We start from the raw sequence: 15,793 nt of genomic DNA on the forward strand, positions 1-15,793 counted from the left end.
GGTCTCGACAAGCTCGACCAGCGGTGGGGACGACCGGTGGTGGGCAGAGGTCTCGACAAGCTCGACCAGCGGTGATCTCGACCGACGGGCAACGGTCAGTCCAGCGGCTGCCGTCCGAGGGTTCCGACCAGGGCGGCGCGGTAGTCGTCGCTGGAGAACCGGGCGAGCTCGGCGTGCGCATTGACGGCGTTGGTCGCGATGTCCAGACGCTCGCAGGCCTCGGCGTTCTCGGGATGGGCGGCGAAGCCCTCCAGCCGATCGACCACCGCCTGGGCGCGACGGACCGCCCACTGCTGCTTGGAATCCAGCCGGGCCGCGTACCAGTCGGAGGCCAGCACGGTCTCGCGATCGAACAGGCCGCGCACCTCGGGCGAATCGAGCTCGTGGCCGTCGGCGGTCTTCTCGAAGGCCATGATCTCCAGCAGCGCCCGCAGCGGCGGGATCGCCAGCTCGACCGTGCCATCGTCGAAGTAGGCCTGCGCCACCCGGCGGTGGGTCTCGACGATCACGTCCATGCTGGAGGCGTAGATGTCGAGGTCCTGCAGCTCGGGCCGCAGCATCTCCGGTGTGAACACCACATGCGGGTGCAGGAAGATCCGGCCGAAGTACTTGCGCGCGAAATTCTGCGTCATCCGGTAGCCGAGCCGGCTGGCCCGCACGATGTGGCCGTCGTGCTCGAAGTCCTCCACCCGCTCCAGGTGGCCTTCGGCGATCAGGTTGCGCGCCGACCGCTCCTCGTCGGTCATCCGCGAGAACAGCTCGGGCACCAGCATCGAGATGTCGTGATCGACCCGGACGTTCGGTCCGACATAACCGGCGCAGGACACCCAGCCGTCGTAGCCGGTGAGCACGTAGGACAGCAGCGCCGCGTTCAGGTCGATGATCGCCGGCATCGCGTTGAACGGGCCCTTGGTCAGCGCCCCTTCCGAACCGGCGCCCGTGGTGGACGGCGACTTGCCGGTCATCGAGCTGATGTACTCCATGAACAGCTCGGGCAACTCCATGTAGTGCAACGGGTTGTACGAGCACAGCGCCGGAATCGGGCCGTCCGGGGGGTTGTTGCGGCGTCCGGCGGCGACCACGTCGACCGGCACCGGCAGCGGGGCGTCGGCGGGCAGCTTGGCCGCCAGGTGCATGGCCAGGTCGGCGGCGGCGGTCGCGGCCGCGTTCACCACGTCCGGACGGCGCTGCAGGTAGCGCGGGTTCTTCGACGGCTTACCGTTCACCAGCCGCGGATTCGCCGACGACACCACATAGGACGGGCTGAGATCGTCCGGCTCGTCGGCGAACCGGGCCAGCAGCCCGGCCATCGGGTCGGTGAAGGCGCTGAACGCCACCGCGTCGTCGCGCATCTCACGGGCATCGAACCGGGTCAGCGGCTCGAAGTTGGACAGGAAGTTGTCCGGTCCGGAGATGTCCAGCTCGGTCTGCTTGTCGTAGCCGCGGTGAATGGCGTCGTCCGGGCGCTGGAAGAGCAGGTTCTCGCAGTTCTGGACGTACTTGCGGGACAGCCCGATCGGGCCGGTGGGCACGGCGGTCAGGTGCGCCGGGCCGACGATCGAGGCGGTGATGTCGTCCTCGGTCTGCACCTTCACCGCAGGGTTGAAGTCGTGCCGCAGCCCGAACAGCCGCCACGAGCCGTCGTTGTCGAAGCCGACCCGCAGCATGTTGACGTTGATCCGCTCGCCGTCCAGTCGCAGGGCGTTGCCCTGCCGTCCGTTCATGATGCCGACCGTGAAATGGCTGCGCCAGTCGTCGCCCCACTCGGGCCGGTAGAACCGCTTCACCACGAAGACGAGTTCCTTGACATGCTGCGGAATGCTCTCCAGCCAGGCGTTGTACTCGGCGCTGTAGTCCACCTCGGACGGCGTCAGCAGCTTGATCACACTGCCGATGGAACGCTCGTTGGACAGGATCGTCCGGGTGTCGGTGCCGCGCAGTTCGGGGTCGGCGAACCGGTCGGAATGATCGCGGCCCAGGATCGCCTCGACGGCGTCCATGTCGTTGTCGAAGTCGGCGACGTAGGCGTTGCCGAAGATGAACGCGTCGGTGATCGCCTTGGAGATCTCGGACTTGCCGCCGCCCGAGACGGTGCACGGCTTATGACACGAGGTGACGGTCGCGACGGTCGCCTTCAGGTCCCAGTGCCGCGGATCGGACGGCGACTGGGCCAACTGCACCCGGTACCCGTTGGGGCCGAAATACACCTTGTCGGCACGGAGCCGCAGAGACCGCTCACCGGCTGGGGTGTTCCACGACACCGTCATGGTGCGCAGCGAGTAGGTGGGCCGGGCCGGCACGAGGATGTGCTCGGGATGCTCCAGGTCGATCGCATGCCCCTCGGGCTGCCGGACGAAACGCTCCGGGTCGCGGGTCAGCACGTCGTCGAGCCGGTAGCCGTCGCCGGCCGACTCGTCGGTGTAGCCGCCGCCCAGGTTGTAGGAGGGGAAGACCAGGGCGCCGCCGGAGTGCTCCTCCTCGACATTGCCGAACAGGTTCGCCGAGTAGGAGATCTGGGTCTTGACCTCCTTCTTGCAGTAGCCGAAGTAGTTGTCGGCGATCACCGTGACGATGACGCCGCGGGCGTCCCGGGCACAGACCTTGAAGGCCTTCCCGTCGTTGTACCGCTCGTCGGGGCTCGACCAGCACATGCCGTCCCGCTTCTGCCGGTCGGTGGCGGCGTCGATGTGCGGCAGACCCAGCCCCTTCTTGGTCAGCTTGATCAGATGCGGGGCGAGGATCACGCAGCCGGTGGTGCCGGTCCAGGTGCCCGGGTCGAGCGAGGCGTCGTGTTCGGGCAGGTACGGGTCGCCGCCGTTGCCGAAGATGCCTTCGACGAAATCGAGGTTCGCCACCAGCCCACCGGGCACGATGAACCGGGTCTCCATCCGGCGCTCGGTGGCGTAGCCGGGCACGGCCGGCGAGACCAGCGGACGCAGCAACAGCGAGACGAAGCAGGCCGCAGGGTGATCGGTCTGCGACAGGTAGGGCAGCACCAGATCGGTCTGTGGCGGACGGAAGGCTTCGGTCAGCAGCCTGCCGAAGACCGCCTTCGGGACGGCGATCTTGTCGTCCGGGATGGGTAGTCCGCCTTCTGAGATGTGGAAGACGCCTGCGGTCGTCCGGCGGTCGTTCGCCGGGTTGTGCAGGACGCCGTTGGTCAGCCGGTAGCTGGACAGCAGCGGCGAGCTGAACGCATCGGCGTTCACCGGCAGCGAGAGGACCCGGGCCAGCCCGGGTTCGTCCAGCACCAGGGTGCGCCTGGGCAGATGCGGGCCGTCATCGCCGGCGCCGTCCGTGGCGGGTGCGACATCGGCCAGATAGTCGTCCAGGAACGCCTGAATCCGCTGGTCGGTGGCGCACAGCCGGTCGGAGAGCCGTCGGCTGAGCTCGCGCTGGCGAGCCAAGATGGGCGCGACCAGCTGGGCGCTGGTGGCCTCTTCTGCTTGCAGCGGGACGGACAGGCCGATCAGGGCAAGGCGCAGATTGACCGCGGCGGCGGTGACATCGGGGGACATGTCATCCAGTCTGGTTCACCGATCGGGAGCTGTCAGGCGGTCTGTGCGACATCCCACGATTGTTACCCGGCGGTCTCAGCAGCCAGACGGTTGAGCAGTGTTCGCATTCGGGCGATCAGTTCGGCGGTGGGGTCGGCGTCCGGAACGAAGGGCTCACCGACCAGGATGCGGACGTCGGTGTCGTGGAAGCGCCGGAAGATCACCTGCAGGGTGGCCGCCAGCCATTCCCGGTCGACCCGGGTGCGGGCCCGTCGCACCAGCGGGGTGCGCAGCGCCCGTACCGACAACACGCCGCCGACCGCCAACGGCACCACCCGCAGGTCGGCCACGTGCCGGACGAGCAGATCGGTCGACCGCGCCCAGCGCTCCAAGGATGCGAGGGCGCCGTCGGTCACCATCGGGTCGGGTTCGATGGTCCCGGCCGGAAAGGTCAGCACGGCGCCACCGTGTCGCAGGTGTTCCCGGGCCGACCGCAGGGCTCCGGACGGACGGTCGACGTCCACCCAGATCAGCCGGGCGGCGACGCCGGGCAGTGCGCGGAGAAAGGGCCGGTCGAGCGCGACCACCTTCAGGTCGGGCCGGGCCTGAAGGGCCAGCATCAGGCTGAGCGCGTCGATCACGCCGGGATGATTCGCCACCGCCAGCACTGGCCCGGCGGCCGGGATCAGCTCGCGTCCAACCGTGGTCAGCGAGCGCGCGAAGGTGGGGATCTCGCGGCGGGCGCCGGCGGCCAGGCCGTGCTCGGCCACCTCGTCGTCGAACGCGGCGATCCGGACGGCGAACCCGTGAGACGCCGGTCGCAGCAGCAGCCGGGTCAGCCGGGCCCGCTCGGGCAGATGAAAACCTCGCGCCAGATCGTCGATGGTGGCCTCGGTCAGTGCCTCCAGGCGGCTCCGATCGGACGACATGCCCCGACCCTATGCCGACCCGGCGGGAACCTCCGGTGTGGCCAGCCAGTCGTCCACCTCGCCCAGCCACCGTGACTTGTCGGTCTCAGAGGCCAGGCTGGCCCGGATGCTGGCACGGGCCAACTCGGCCAACTCAGGGTCGGTGAACCCGAGTTGCTCGCGCGCCAGCCGGTACTGGTCGGTGAGCCGGGAGAGGAACAGCAGCGGATCGTCGGCACCCAGCGCAACGGTCGCGCCGGCGTCCACCAGGCGGCGCAACGGCACCTGGGTGATGTCGTCGTAGACGCCCAGGTGCACGTTGGACGAGGGGCACACCTCCAGGGCGATGCCGGAGGCGATCAGCTCCTCCAACAGCGCCGGCTCTTCGGCGCTGCGGACGCCGTGGCCGATCCGGGTGGGCCGCAGGTGCTCCACCACCTGCCGCAGGTGACCGGGGCCGAGCAGCTCGCCGCCGTGCGGGACGCCCGGCAGGCCGGCGGCCCGGGCGATCCGGAAGGCGGGTTCCCAGTCGGCGGTCCGGCCGGAGCGTTCGTTGTTGCTCAGCCCGAAGGCGACCACCCCGTGCTCGCCCGCGTGGCGGGCGGCCAGCCGGGCGATGGCGCGGGCGTCCAACGGGTGCCGGACGCGGCTCGCCGCCACGATGATCGCCACCTGGACGCCGGTCTCGGTGCTGGCCCGCCGGGCCTCGTCCAGGATGATCTCCAGGGCCGCGGGCATGCCGCCCACGTGCGGCGCGTAGCTGGACGGGTCGACCTGGAGTTCCAGCCGGCGGGAGCCCTCCGCCGCGTCGTCGCGGGCGGCCTGGGCGACCACCAGTCGCAGCGCCGCCTCGCTGCAGACCGACTGCCGGGCCATGTCGTAGAGCCGCTGGAAGCGGAACCAGCCGCGCTGGTCGGGCGGCACCAGCAGGCCCTCGGTGTCGACCAGCGATTCGTGCAGGACGATCCCGGCCCACTCCGACAGCGTGCGCAGCGTGGCGATGCTCATCGACCCGGTGAAGTGCAGGTGCAGATGCGCCTTCGGCAACGCATTCAGATCCCGCGGCATCGACCGATGGTGCCACACGCGGCGGGTATCAGTCCTCGTCGCGGCGCTGCGTCGTTCCGGCGCCGCCGTCCGCGCGTTGCCAGCACACGACCAGCTCCTCACGGGTGCCGAACCGCACCAGGTGGCGTCCGACGACGTCCTCCCAACGGTCCAGTTCGGCGGGCTCGGCTCGCAGTTCGAGCAGCAGCGCATCGCTGCCGCGGCTGAGGGTGAGTTCGGCGGTCGGGAACGAGACACTGCCGGTTCCGGTTGCCTCGTCCCAGGCCGCCGGCACCTTCCGGCCCATGTGCGCGGCCAGTTGCTTGGCATAGCGCTCCGGGCGTGCGGTGGCGACGGCGGCGGTCGAAGTCGGGTTCATGGCAGGCAGGCTAATCGGCGCGCGCACGACTGCCGGGGCGGTCGTCTCAGCCTCCGAGGGACCGCATGGGGAGATGAAGTTGGCCCTAGTCTTAGGTAAGCCTTACCTTGCTAACAGCTGAAGATCCCCGACTCAGGATGTGTTCCCTCATGACGCTCGGCACCACCGCCGTCCGCCTGGTCCGCGTGGCGTGCCTGCTGACCGCACTCGCCCTCGGCGTGATCGGCTGCTCCGCCGCACCTGAGCCGGCGGCTTCGGCGACCCAGACCCGAATGGTGACCGACATCACCGGCGCCGAGGTGCAGGTTCCCGACCGGCCGCAGCGGGTCGTCCCGCTCAGCGAACCCACCCTGGACGGCGTCCTGGCACTGGGTGTGACGCCGATCGGCACCGTCTCCGGACGTGGCCAGTCCGGCGTCCCCAACTACCTGGCCGAGAAGACCGTCGGGGTGCCGCTGCTGGGCGGCATCGGCCAGCCCAACTTCGAGGCGATCGGTGCTGCCAAGCCCGATCTGATCCTGGTCGACGGCACCAGCGTCAACAACAACCCCGAGGTGCTCGAAGCGCTCAAGCAGATCGCGCCCGTGGTCTACACCGGCTATGCCGGTGGTGAGTGGCGCACCAACTTCCGGCAGGTCGCCGGAGCGCTCGGGCTGGTCGAGGAGGGCGAGAAGGTGATCGCCGACTACGAGGCCAAGGTGGCCGCCACCAAGGGCTCGCTCGGCGCGAGGCGCGAACAGACCTTCTCGATCGTCCGCTGGCAGGGGACGGCGCCCGCGCTGATCCTCAAGGAGTTGCCGCCCGGCCAGGCGCTGGTCGACCTGGGGCTGCGGCGTCCGACAGCCCAGGACACCTTCGGACGCGGCCATTCCGAACCCGTGTCGCTGGAGAACCTGCAGCAGATCGACGCCGACTACATCTTCTTCGGCACGTTGGGCGGTTCCAGCGTGAGCAATCCCAAGGCCGGTGGCAGCGCTGACCTGGAGGGCGCCAGGAAGGCGCTCGAGGCGGCCAAGCAGGTGCCGGGCTTCACCCGGCTCAACGCCTACCGGCAGGACCACATCATTCTCGTCGACGGCTCGGCGTGGACCTCCACCGGGGGACCGCTGCTGATGAACCGCCTGGTCGACGACGTACGCAACGCGCTCGGATGAGCAGGAGGAATCTGATGGACACGCCCTCTAGGCCGCGTATCGGGGCTAAGGTGCGGAGCTGGCTGGCGGGGTCGACGGCCCTGTTGCTGCTCGGTCTCGGGCAATCGGTGGTCGCGCCATGGGCCGCGGCCGAAGAGACGCCCGAACCCACCCCCTCGACCTCGACGCAGGAGGAGCCGGCACCCGCCGAGACCGAGAAGGCGAAGCCGAGCGAGTCCGCCGAGCCGAAGGAATCCCCCGAGCCGAAGCAGTCGGCCGAGCCGAGCCGGTCCGCCAAGCCTGAACCGGCACCGGAACCGACGAAGTCGGCGACGCCCAGCCGCTCGGCGACGGCCAAGCCGGCACCGAAGGTCGCGGCGGTGCCGAATGCGACCGCCGCTCGCGAAGGTGCCCGGTTCACCACCCCCGACGGCGCCGAGTTCTGGGTGCCGGCCCAGTGGCAGGTGGGCAAGGACCTGGTGATCAGCGGCGCCGGCTGGCGCAACACCGCCGGTGACGCCGGCTCGATCATCGCGGTCAAGCTCGACGGGGGTGCCGTGAAGACCAAGGAGGCCGTGCGTCATCCGGTGACCGGCGACGTGCAGGCCAACAAGACCATCTACGCCGTCGTCCAGGCTGATGCCGGCGGCGAATGGACGCTTCGGCTGCCCTACCCGAGCGCCTCCAACAGCGACGCCGACTGGTCCGCGGGTCAGACCCACACGATCAACCTGCTGACCGGCTCGATGCTCGACGGGGACGTCATCCGCTCCGGCCCGGGCACCACGACGGTGACCGCCGCGCCGGCCCCCGATCCCGACCCGACCGATCCGAAGCCGGATCCCGATCCGGTCGATCCGCCGAATCCGAATCCGGATCCCACCGATCCGAACCCCAACGATCCCGACCCCAACGACCCAGACCCGACGCCCGCCTGCGTGGCGGCCCCGGCCAAGGTCGACGTCTCGCCGTCCGCGGTGGACCTGGGCGGTGTGCTGCGGGTCACCGGATCCGGCTTCTGCCATCCGGCCGAGGGCGGTTCGGTGATCGCGGTCAAGCTCGACGACGGTGCGTACTCCCGACTCGACGCCTCGGTACACGCCAACAAGACGGTGTGGGCGATCATCCCGGCGGGTGCGGACGGCAGCTTCGACGTCCAGCTGCAACTGCCGGACGGCACCGACGCCGGCACCCACGGCTCGACCCCCGGGCTGACCACCGGCGAGCATGCCCTCCGGCTGCTGACCGGGTCCTTCAAGACCGTCGGCGACGTCAAGGACGAGGTGCGCAGCCTCGCGGTGCCGTTCAGCATCAACAGTGCGACCGAGCCGAACGAACCCGCTCCGGGCGACTACACCGACCCCAAAGACCCGTCGGTCAGCTATACCGTGCCCACCACGCTGACAACAGGTGAGCCGATCGTGGTCTCGGGCAAGGGCTGGGTGAACGCGGCCGGCACGAGCGGCAGCGTGATCAGCGTGCTGCTCGACGCGACGAAGTCGGGTGACCCGAACACCGTCTACACCAAGCGCGACGTGGTCGACCCGACCACTTCTGAGGTGGCCGGCGACAAGCGGCTGCACGCCATCGTCCAGGCTTCTGCCGACGGCTCGTGGACGGCCAGCATCCCGTTCCCGACCGCGCAGAACGCCCGGTTGTCCGACGGCAGCTGGAACGAATGGGCGGTCGGCTCGACGCACCAGATCCGGTTCCTGACCGGAAGCGGGGCGCCCAACGACAAGGGCCGTACGTTGGCCGCGGACTTCACCATCGCCGGTGACGGCCCCACTGACCCGGCGACACAGCCGCCGACCTGGGCACACGACACCCTCACCGTCGGCGGGGCGACCGCCTGGGTGCAGAGTGAGGTGGCCACGGCGTCCGCTTCGACGATCAAGATCAAGGGCACCGGCTGGACGAACCAGGCCGGCACCGGCGCCTCGACGGTGGCGCTCAAGCTGAACCACGCCGGCGGCCAGTACGCCCGCACCGGCGGCGGCATCGTGGCGCCCACCGGGGTGGCCGATCCGACCATCTGGAAGCTGCTGGCACCGAGCGGCACGGCGGCGCATCCGAACGTGATCGCCGTTCCGGCCAGCGGCAACTTCGAGATCGAGATCGACGCCCCCGAAGGGTTGCGGGCGGGCCAGTTGCTGACCGCCCAGTTCCTCTCCGGACGGTTCGGCGCCAACGACACGGTGCGCAACGTCACCACCAAGCCGCTGGTGGTCGGCGGTGTCCCGTACATCGAGCAGCCCGACGATGACGACGTCACCTGCACCGCGACGTCCGCCACCCCGGTGGTGACCATCGCCGAGCCTCGGGCCAGCCTGGGCAGCACCCTGCACGTGACCGGCGCCGGCTTCTGCCACCCGGGCGAGAAGCGCGGCGGGTCGACCATCGCCATCAAGATCGACGAGGGCAACGTCAGCCGGCTGAACGACTCACTGCACAGCAACCGGACGATCTGGACGATCGTCCGGGCCAAGGGCTCCGACGGCACCTTCGATATCGAGCTGCAGTTGCCGGACGGCACCACCAAGGGCGTCAACGGCTCGAGCCCGGCCTTCAAGGAGGGCGCGCACACGCTGCGGCTGCTGACCGGCTCGCTGAAGGACGGCGACGCCTCGCGCACGGTGCTGTCGCCGGAGTTCGTGGTCGGCAAGTACCGCCCGACGGGCGTCCCGGAGCCGGTCGAGGCCACCGAAGACCTGACCTCCGCCGCCCGCAACGGGGTGCAGGCGAGCCGCACGGCGAAGGCGTTGACGGTGACCGTGCCCGGTGCCAAGGCCGGCGACTGGATCTACCTCAACACCTACTCGGGCGGTTCGCCGACCGATCCGTGGGGTGCGGCCTGGTTCCGGGCCGGCGCCGGCGGACGGGTGAAGGCGAGCCTCACCGGGGTGACGCTGCCGACCGGCACCAGCAAGCTCTCGGTCCAGTCCGGCAACGAGGGCGAGGTCGGCAAGCTGCTCGGCTGGACGCCGATCACGGTGGCCGGCGAGAAGGCCAACGAGACGCCGTCCGACACCACGACGAGGATCCGGACGATCGTGCGAACGGTGACCACGACCACCACGTCGGCGAGCGACGATTCCTCGCCGACGAAGGTGCCCAACGCGCCCGTGGAGCGGGCCAGCCAGCTGACCGGGCTGAGCAATGGCGACGCCACCGCGAAGGTGGACGGCACCAAGCTCACCGTCACCCTGCCCAAGGGTGCGGCGGGCCAGTGGGTGTACGTCTACCTCTACAGCGGCGCCAGCATCGCCAAGGCGGGCTGGGTGCAGCTGACCGAGGCGAAGGCGTTCAGCGTCGACCTGAAGGGGTTGGCCGACGGCCGTCACCGGGTGGTGGCGGTGAACGCCGACGGCGGGATCGTCGGCTGGGTGGAGGCCAGCAAGGGCAACGTCACCACCGCCGCGCCCACCGTCGGCAACCCGCAGGCACCGGCCGGCCCGGTGACCCCTGCCGATCAGGGCACGGCGGCGCTGACCCAACCCGGCACCGGATCGATGGAGCCGGTGCTGATCGGGGCGGCGGTCGCCGTCCTCGCCGCGGGACTGGTCGGGCTGCGCCGACTGGCCAAGCCGAAGGGAGTGGCGTGATGACACGCGTTCGAACCATCGCCGGCAAGGGCGTCCGGCTGCTGGCAGCGGTGCTGCTCGGCCTCGCCCTGGTGGCCCTGCCGAACCAGCCGGCTGCCGAGGCGATCCCGCCCGGCGGTCCCGGACCGAGCACGCCCGGCACCAGCTCGAGCGTTTCGCCGCGCAGCGTGCAGGCCGGCGGAGTGATCCGGTTCACCGTGCGGGGCTTCCCCAAGGGCGAAACCGTCTACATCAAGATCGACGACGGCCGGCTGTGCAGCAACACCTCACACGGCGCCTGCGTCTACCACTCGCAGAAGATTCCCAGCTCGGGGGTGGTGAACGGCTCGTTCCGGCTGCCCGGCAACCTGAAGAAGGGCAGCCACACGCTGCGCTTCCTGGCCTCGGCCTACATCGACCCGAAGAACCCGAGCAAGGGCACCAAGGGCTACACCAACAAGAGCCCGGCCTTCACGGTGACCGGCGGGTCGTCCGGCTCGAACCAGAACGGCAACAACAACGGTGGCTCCAGCACCACCACGACGACGACCACCACCACGACCGGGAAGCCGAAGACCGGCAAGACCACGTCGTCGGGCAAGGTGGCCAAGCCGGAGACCGGCGGCACGGCGAAGCAGCCGAAGAAGACGCCCAGCGCGCCGTCCGCCGACACCCTGGCGCCCGACAAGGCGGGCACGGTGACCGCCGCGGTGAACGGCGACGCGGCGGTGCTCAGCGTCGGTGCCGACTACGCCGGCGAATGGGCGTTCGTCTACGCCTACTCGGATCCGACGCCGCTCGGCTGGCAGCTGGTCGGTGCCGACGGCACCGTCACGGTCGCCACCACCGGGCTGGCCGCCGGTGAACACCGGCTCGCGGTACTGGACGCCGACGGCAAGCTGCTCGGCTGGACGACCGCGGCCCTGGCCGGTTCGCAGGCACCTGCCCCCGCCCCGAGCGCGCCGGCGCCGGCGGCTCCGGCTGTCGCGGACGCCGGCCCGGGGATCGGTGTCTGGGCGCTGTCCGGCGCGGTGCTGGTCGTCGCGGCCGGCCTGGTCGTCGTGCTGCTGCGCCGCCGACGCGTCGCTGCCGCGTCCGACTGAAACTCGGTGAGCACGACAGGTACCCAACTCCGGGCGGCGACGGCGAAACCCGTCGCCGCCCGGAGCGGTCTGCTCTTCCTCGCGGCGGCGGTGCTGCTCGCCCTGGGCATGATGGCCTCGCTCGGCGTCGGATCGAACCCGATTCCGCCGGGCCGGGTGTGGCAGTTGCTGTGGGCGCCGGACGGCAGCTTCGACGCGGTCGTCGTCCTCGAACAACGGCTGCCCCGCACCCTGGTGCTGGTGGTGGTGGGCGCCGCCCTGGGTGTCGCCGGCGCGTTGATGCAGTCGCTGACCCGCAACCCGCTGGCCGATCCCGGCATCCTCGGCATCAACGCCGGCGCCTCGCTGGCCGTGGTGCTGGCGGTCGCCCTCACCGGCATCAGCGGGATCGGTTTCTACCTGTGGTTCGCCTTCGCCGGGGCTGCGATCGCCGCGATCGGCGTGTACCTCCTGGGCATGGCCGGCCAGGCCTCGCCCTCGCCGGTGCGGCTGGCGCTGGCCGGGGTGGCGATCAGCATGGCGGTGGCGTCCCTGGTGCAGATGGTGATCCTGGCCAACGCGAACGCGTTCAACGAGTTCCGGTTTTGGGCGGCCGGCTCGGTGGAGGGCCGCGGCTATTCGGTGCTGTTCGCCACCGGCGGCTTCGTGGTGGTCGGCCTGGTCCTGGCCTGCTGCCTGGCACCGGCGTTGAACGCGCTCGCCCTCGGTGAGGACGCCGGACGTGCGCTCGGCGTCCGGGTCGGGTTGATCCGCGGCCTGGCGGTGGTGGCGGTGACCGTGCTGGCCGGAGCGGCGACCGCCGCGGCGGGACCGATCATGTTCGTCGGGCTCGGCGTGCCCTACCTGGCCCGGGCCGCGTTCGGCCCCGACCAACGGCTGGTGCTGCCCGGTACCGCCCTGGCCGCCCCGGTGCTGTTGCTGGCCGCCGACGTGGTGGCCCGGCTGGTGGTGCTGCCCGGCGAGGTGCCGGTCGGCGTGGTGGCCGCGATCCTCGGCGGCCCGGCGTTCGTGATGATCGTCCGGCGACCCCGGATCGAGGCCCTCTGATGAGTGACGCTGTCAGGGCGCCCGTGGTCGGCCAGGACCGCCGTCCGGGCTACCGGCGGCTGCGGCTGGGGTCGGCCACTGTGCTGTTGGAGCGCCGCACCGTCGTCGTGGTGCTGTCCGTGCTGGTCGCGTTGCTGGTGCTCGGTGTCTTAGGGCTGCTGATCGGGGACTATCCGCTCAACCTGGGTCAGGCGCTGCGGGCGCTGTTCGGTGTCGGCGGCGACCCGCTCGCCCAGTACTTCGTCCGCAGTCAGCGGGCACCCCGGGTGCTGGCCGCGATCCTGGTCGGAGCGGCGCTGGCCGTCTCGGGTGCGATCTTCCAGTCCATGTCGGACAATCCGCTGGGCAGCCCGGACATCATCGGCTTCACCACCGGATCGGCCAGCGGAGCGCTGCTGGCCATCATCGTGATCGGCGGCGGGCCGGCCGAGACGGCGATCGGGGCGCTGGTCGGCGGCGGCGTGACGGCCGCGATCGTGTACCTGCTGGCCTGGCGGCACGGGCTGAGCGGGGGACGGCTGGTGCTGGTCGGCATCGGCATCGCGGCCGTGCTGCAGGGGCTCAACAACCTGCTGCTGGTGCGGGCCTCACTGACGTCGGCACAGACGGCCGCGCAGTGGCTGGCCGGCTCGTTCAACGCCACCGGTTGGCCGCGGGTCCTGCTGGTCGGCGCCGCGCTGCTGGTGCTGCTGCCGGCCGCCGGGCTGCTGGCCCGTCCGCTGGGGGCGCTGGTGCTGGGCGACGACCTGGCGGCTGCGCTCGGCGTCCGGGTCGAACGCAGCCGGACGCTGCTGGTGGTGGTCGGCGTCGCCCTGGTCGCGGTGGCCACCGCGACCGCCGGGCCGATCGGCTTCGTCGCGCTGGCCGCACCGCAGATCGCCCGCCGGCTCACCCGCACCTCCGGCGTCGGTTTCGGTGCCGCGGCGCTGGTCGGTGGTGCGCTGGTGCTGGCCTCCGACCTGGTGGCGCAGCGGCTGTTCGCCCCCACCCAGCTGGCCGTCGGGGTGGTCACCGGCGTGCTGGGCGGCGGCTATCTGATCTGGCTGTTGGGCAGCCAATGGCGAAAGGGAGCACGATGACCTTCGTGAGCATGGTGGAGCCGGTGACCACGGTGGCGCCGCTGCGCGCCCGCAGCCTGGGTGTCGCTTACGGCGAGCGGCTGGTGCTCGACGGCTTGGACGTCGACCTGCCGGCCGGTGAACTGACGGTGATCGTCGGCCCCAACGGCTGCGGCAAGTCGACGCTGCTGCGCGCCCTGGCCCGGATGGTCCCGGCCCGTTCCGGCGTCGTCGAACTGGACGGCAAACCGATCGGCCACTACCCGACCCGGCAGGTGGCCCGCCGGCTCGGCCTGTTGCCGCAGTCACCGGTCGCCCCGGACGGCATCACCGTCACCGACCTGGTGGCCCGCGGACGCTACCCGCACCAGGGCATCTTCCGGCAGTGGAGCGACACCGACGCGGCCGCCGTCGACGAGGCGATGCACCGCGCCGGGGTCACCGACCTGGCCGACCGGCAGGTCAGCCAGCTGTCCGGCGGGCAGCGGCAACGGGTGTGGATCGCGATGGCGCTCGCCCAGCAGACCCCGATCCTGCTGCTCGACGAGCCGACCACCTACCTCGACGTCGCCCACCAGGTGGAGGTGCTGCGGCTCACCCGCAGCCTGCAGCGCGACGGCTACACCGTCGTCGTTGTGCTGCATGACCTGCACCTGGCGTTCCGCTACGCCACCCAGCTGCTGGTGATGAAGGACGGGCAGATCGTGGCGCAGGGTGACCCGTGCGAGATCGTCACCGCGGAGCTGATCGAGGACGTCTACGGCCTGCCCTGCCGGGTGTTGGCCGACCCCGAGACCGGCCGTCCGCTGGTGATTCCGGCGGGTGACGAATGAGCGCCGGGCCTGTGCCGGGGGCACCCCGGACGCCGCCGAAGGTGCGCCGTCCGGCGCCGGCCCCCCGGGTGGCCACCCCGTCGAGGGTGCTGGCCGCACTGCGAGCCGAAGCCCGTTCGCCGATCATCGAACCGGACGGCGACGAATGGCTGGTCACCTTCTGCTGGCGCGATGCCGAGGCCGACGAGGTGCTGCTGTTCGTCAACCGGCTCACCGACGAACGCGACCTCGACCGTAGCCTGATGGAGCGGCTGCCCGGCACCGACCTGTGGCACCTGAGCTACCGGATGCCGGGGGACTGGCGGGCCTCCTACGCCGTGGTGCCCAAGCGGCCCGGCCGTCCGGCACCGTGGCGTGACCTGGCCGAACAGGTGTCGCTGCGGGCGGCGCTCGACCGGGGACTGCCCGACCCGCTCAACCCTCGTTCGATGCGCAATCGGGTGGGCAATCCGGTCTCCGTGGTGGAGTTGCCGGATGCCCCCACTCAGGCCTGGCTGGCGCCGCGCGGTCCGCTGCGCGGCGTGCTCACCCACCACGAACTCGACGGACGCCGGCCCTCGGTCTACCGGCCTGCCGAGTTCACCCCGGGCGGCCCGGTGCTGGTGGCCCTGGACGGCGAGATGTGGCTCGGCGAGCAGAGCCTGCCGGCCATGGTGGACAACTTGATCGCCGACGGTCTGATCCGCGCACCGCTGGTGCTGCTGGTGCCCGGCGGCGACCGGCTGCAGCGCTGGGCCGAGCTCAACGGCGCCGGCGGGATGCCCGACTGGATCGCCGACGTGCTGCTGCCCTGGGCGGTGGCCGGTCACCAGGCCACCACGCAGGCCGCCGACCGGATCGTCGCCGGGCAGAGCCTGGGTGGTGCGGTGGCGCTGCTCACCGCCGCTGAACGTCCGGACGCCGTCGGCGGCTTCCTCGCCCAGTCCGCGTCCCTGTGGCAGGAGGGGCTGGCCGACCGGGCCGCCACGATGCCGGCCTTGGTGCACGGCTATCTTGAGGTCGGACGCCAGGAGTGGGTGCTGCTGGGGCCCAACCGACAGCTGCATTCCCGGCTCACCGAGACCGGAGTCCGGCACGACTACGCCGAATTCAACGGCGGGCACGACTACGCCTGCTGGCGGGGTGGCATCGCCGACGGGCTACGGGCGATTCTGGCGACCACCGCTGGTTGAGCTTGTCGATGCTTGCAGGTTGAGCTTGTCGA

11 protein-coding genes are annotated in these 15,793 nt (G+C 70.9%); 7 read left to right on the forward strand and 4 right to left on the reverse strand.

Annotated elements, in window-relative coordinates:
• Window positions 1-95 precede the first annotated feature (95 nt).
• From Q0066_RS01265 to Q0066_RS01280, 4 genes are all read right to left on the reverse strand, one after another.
• Window positions 96-3,518, reverse strand: coding sequence for a hypothetical protein (locus Q0066_RS01265; RefSeq protein ID WP_298129276.1), 3,423 nt, complete (start codon window positions 3,516-3,518; stop codon window positions 96-98).
• A 62-nt stretch (window positions 3,519-3,580) separates the two neighbouring features.
• The gene (locus Q0066_RS01270; RefSeq protein ID WP_298129277.1) at window positions 3,581-4,426 is read right to left on the reverse strand and encodes a 1-acyl-sn-glycerol-3-phosphate acyltransferase; all 846 of its coding nucleotides are present in this window, start codon (window positions 4,424-4,426) and stop codon (window positions 3,581-3,583) included.
• A gap of 9 nt (window positions 4,427-4,435) precedes the next feature.
• Window positions 4,436-5,473, reverse strand: coding sequence for an adenosine deaminase (locus tag Q0066_RS01275; protein WP_298129279.1), 1,038 nt, complete (start codon window positions 5,471-5,473; stop codon window positions 4,436-4,438).
• A 28-nt stretch (window positions 5,474-5,501) separates the two neighbouring features.
• Window positions 5,502-5,831: a DUF2218 domain-containing protein gene (locus Q0066_RS01280; RefSeq protein ID WP_298129281.1), complete on the reverse strand. Its 330-nt coding sequence runs from the start codon at window positions 5,829-5,831 to the stop codon at window positions 5,502-5,504.
• 149 nt (window positions 5,832-5,980) lie between these two features.
• Between Q0066_RS01280 and Q0066_RS01285 the strand changes: the two genes are divergently transcribed.
• Genes Q0066_RS01285 through Q0066_RS01315 form a run of 7 tightly spaced genes read left to right on the forward strand, consistent with a single transcriptional unit; the run spans window position 5,981 to window position 15,761 of the window.
• Window positions 5,981-6,985 (forward strand): iron-siderophore ABC transporter substrate-binding protein, encoded by a 1,005-nt coding sequence (locus Q0066_RS01285; protein ID WP_298129283.1) that lies wholly within the window; start codon window positions 5,981-5,983, stop codon window positions 6,983-6,985.
• Window positions 6,986-7,035: 50 nt separating this feature from the next.
• Window positions 7,036-10,569 carry a hypothetical protein gene (locus Q0066_RS01290; RefSeq protein ID WP_298129285.1) on the forward strand — a complete coding sequence of 1,178 codons (3,534 nt, stop codon included), beginning with the start codon at window positions 7,036-7,038 and terminating at the stop codon, window positions 10,567-10,569.
• Window positions 10,569-11,651 (forward strand): hypothetical protein, encoded by a 1,083-nt coding sequence (locus Q0066_RS01295; protein ID WP_298129287.1) that lies wholly within the window; start codon window positions 10,569-10,571, stop codon window positions 11,649-11,651. The genes Q0066_RS01290 and Q0066_RS01295 overlap by 1 nt, the downstream gene beginning before the upstream one ends.
• 6 nt (window positions 11,652-11,657) lie before the next feature.
• Entirely contained in the window at window positions 11,658-12,698 is a 1,041-nt protein-coding gene (locus Q0066_RS01300; RefSeq protein ID WP_298129289.1) for an iron chelate uptake ABC transporter family permease subunit, read from the forward strand.
• On the forward strand, window positions 12,698-13,777 hold the full coding sequence (locus Q0066_RS01305) for an iron chelate uptake ABC transporter family permease subunit (RefSeq protein WP_298129291.1): 1,080 nt from the start codon (window positions 12,698-12,700) through the stop codon (window positions 13,775-13,777). The genes Q0066_RS01300 and Q0066_RS01305 overlap by 1 nt, the downstream gene beginning before the upstream one ends.
• A complete protein-coding gene (locus Q0066_RS01310) occupies window positions 13,774-14,589 on the forward strand; it encodes an ABC transporter ATP-binding protein (protein WP_298129293.1) in 816 nt (271 codons plus the stop codon). Before Q0066_RS01305 ends, Q0066_RS01310 begins: the two co-directional genes overlap by 4 nt.
• Window positions 14,586-15,761: an enterochelin esterase domain-containing protein gene (locus Q0066_RS01315; RefSeq protein WP_298129294.1), complete on the forward strand. Its 1,176-nt coding sequence runs from the start codon at window positions 14,586-14,588 to the stop codon at window positions 15,759-15,761. The genes Q0066_RS01310 and Q0066_RS01315 overlap by 4 nt, the downstream gene beginning before the upstream one ends.
• The last annotated feature ends 32 nt before the right edge of the window (window positions 15,762-15,793 follow it).

This window comes from Micropruina sp. (genome assembly GCF_027492755.1).
In the GTDB taxonomy this organism is placed as follows: Bacteria; Actinomycetota; Actinomycetes; order Propionibacteriales; family Propionibacteriaceae; genus Micropruina.

Bases quoted from the DNA above. Each gene is read 5' to 3' on its own strand.
- Q0066_RS01265 (WP_298129276.1), bottom strand. From the start codon at position 3,518: ATGTCCCCCGATGTCACCGCCGCCGCGGTCAATCTGCGCCTTGCCCTG.
- Q0066_RS01270 (WP_298129277.1), bottom strand. From the start codon at position 4,426: ATGTCGTCCGATCGGAGCCGCCTGGAGGCACTGACCGAGGCCACCATC.
- Q0066_RS01275 (WP_298129279.1), bottom strand. From the start codon at position 5,473: ATGCCGCGGGATCTGAATGCGTTGCCGAAGGCGCATCTGCACCTGCAC.
- Q0066_RS01280 (WP_298129281.1), bottom strand. From the start codon at position 5,831: ATGAACCCGACTTCGACCGCCGCCGTCGCCACCGCACGCCCGGAGCGC.
- Q0066_RS01285 (WP_298129283.1), top strand. From the start codon at position 5,981: ATGACGCTCGGCACCACCGCCGTCCGCCTGGTCCGCGTGGCGTGCCTG.
- Q0066_RS01295 (WP_298129287.1), top strand. From the start codon at position 10,569: ATGACACGCGTTCGAACCATCGCCGGCAAGGGCGTCCGGCTGCTGGCA.
- Q0066_RS01305 (WP_298129291.1), top strand. From the start codon at position 12,698: ATGAGTGACGCTGTCAGGGCGCCCGTGGTCGGCCAGGACCGCCGTCCG.
- Q0066_RS01310 (WP_298129293.1), top strand. From the start codon at position 13,774: ATGACCTTCGTGAGCATGGTGGAGCCGGTGACCACGGTGGCGCCGCTG.
- Q0066_RS01315 (WP_298129294.1), top strand. From the start codon at position 14,586: ATGAGCGCCGGGCCTGTGCCGGGGGCACCCCGGACGCCGCCGAAGGTG.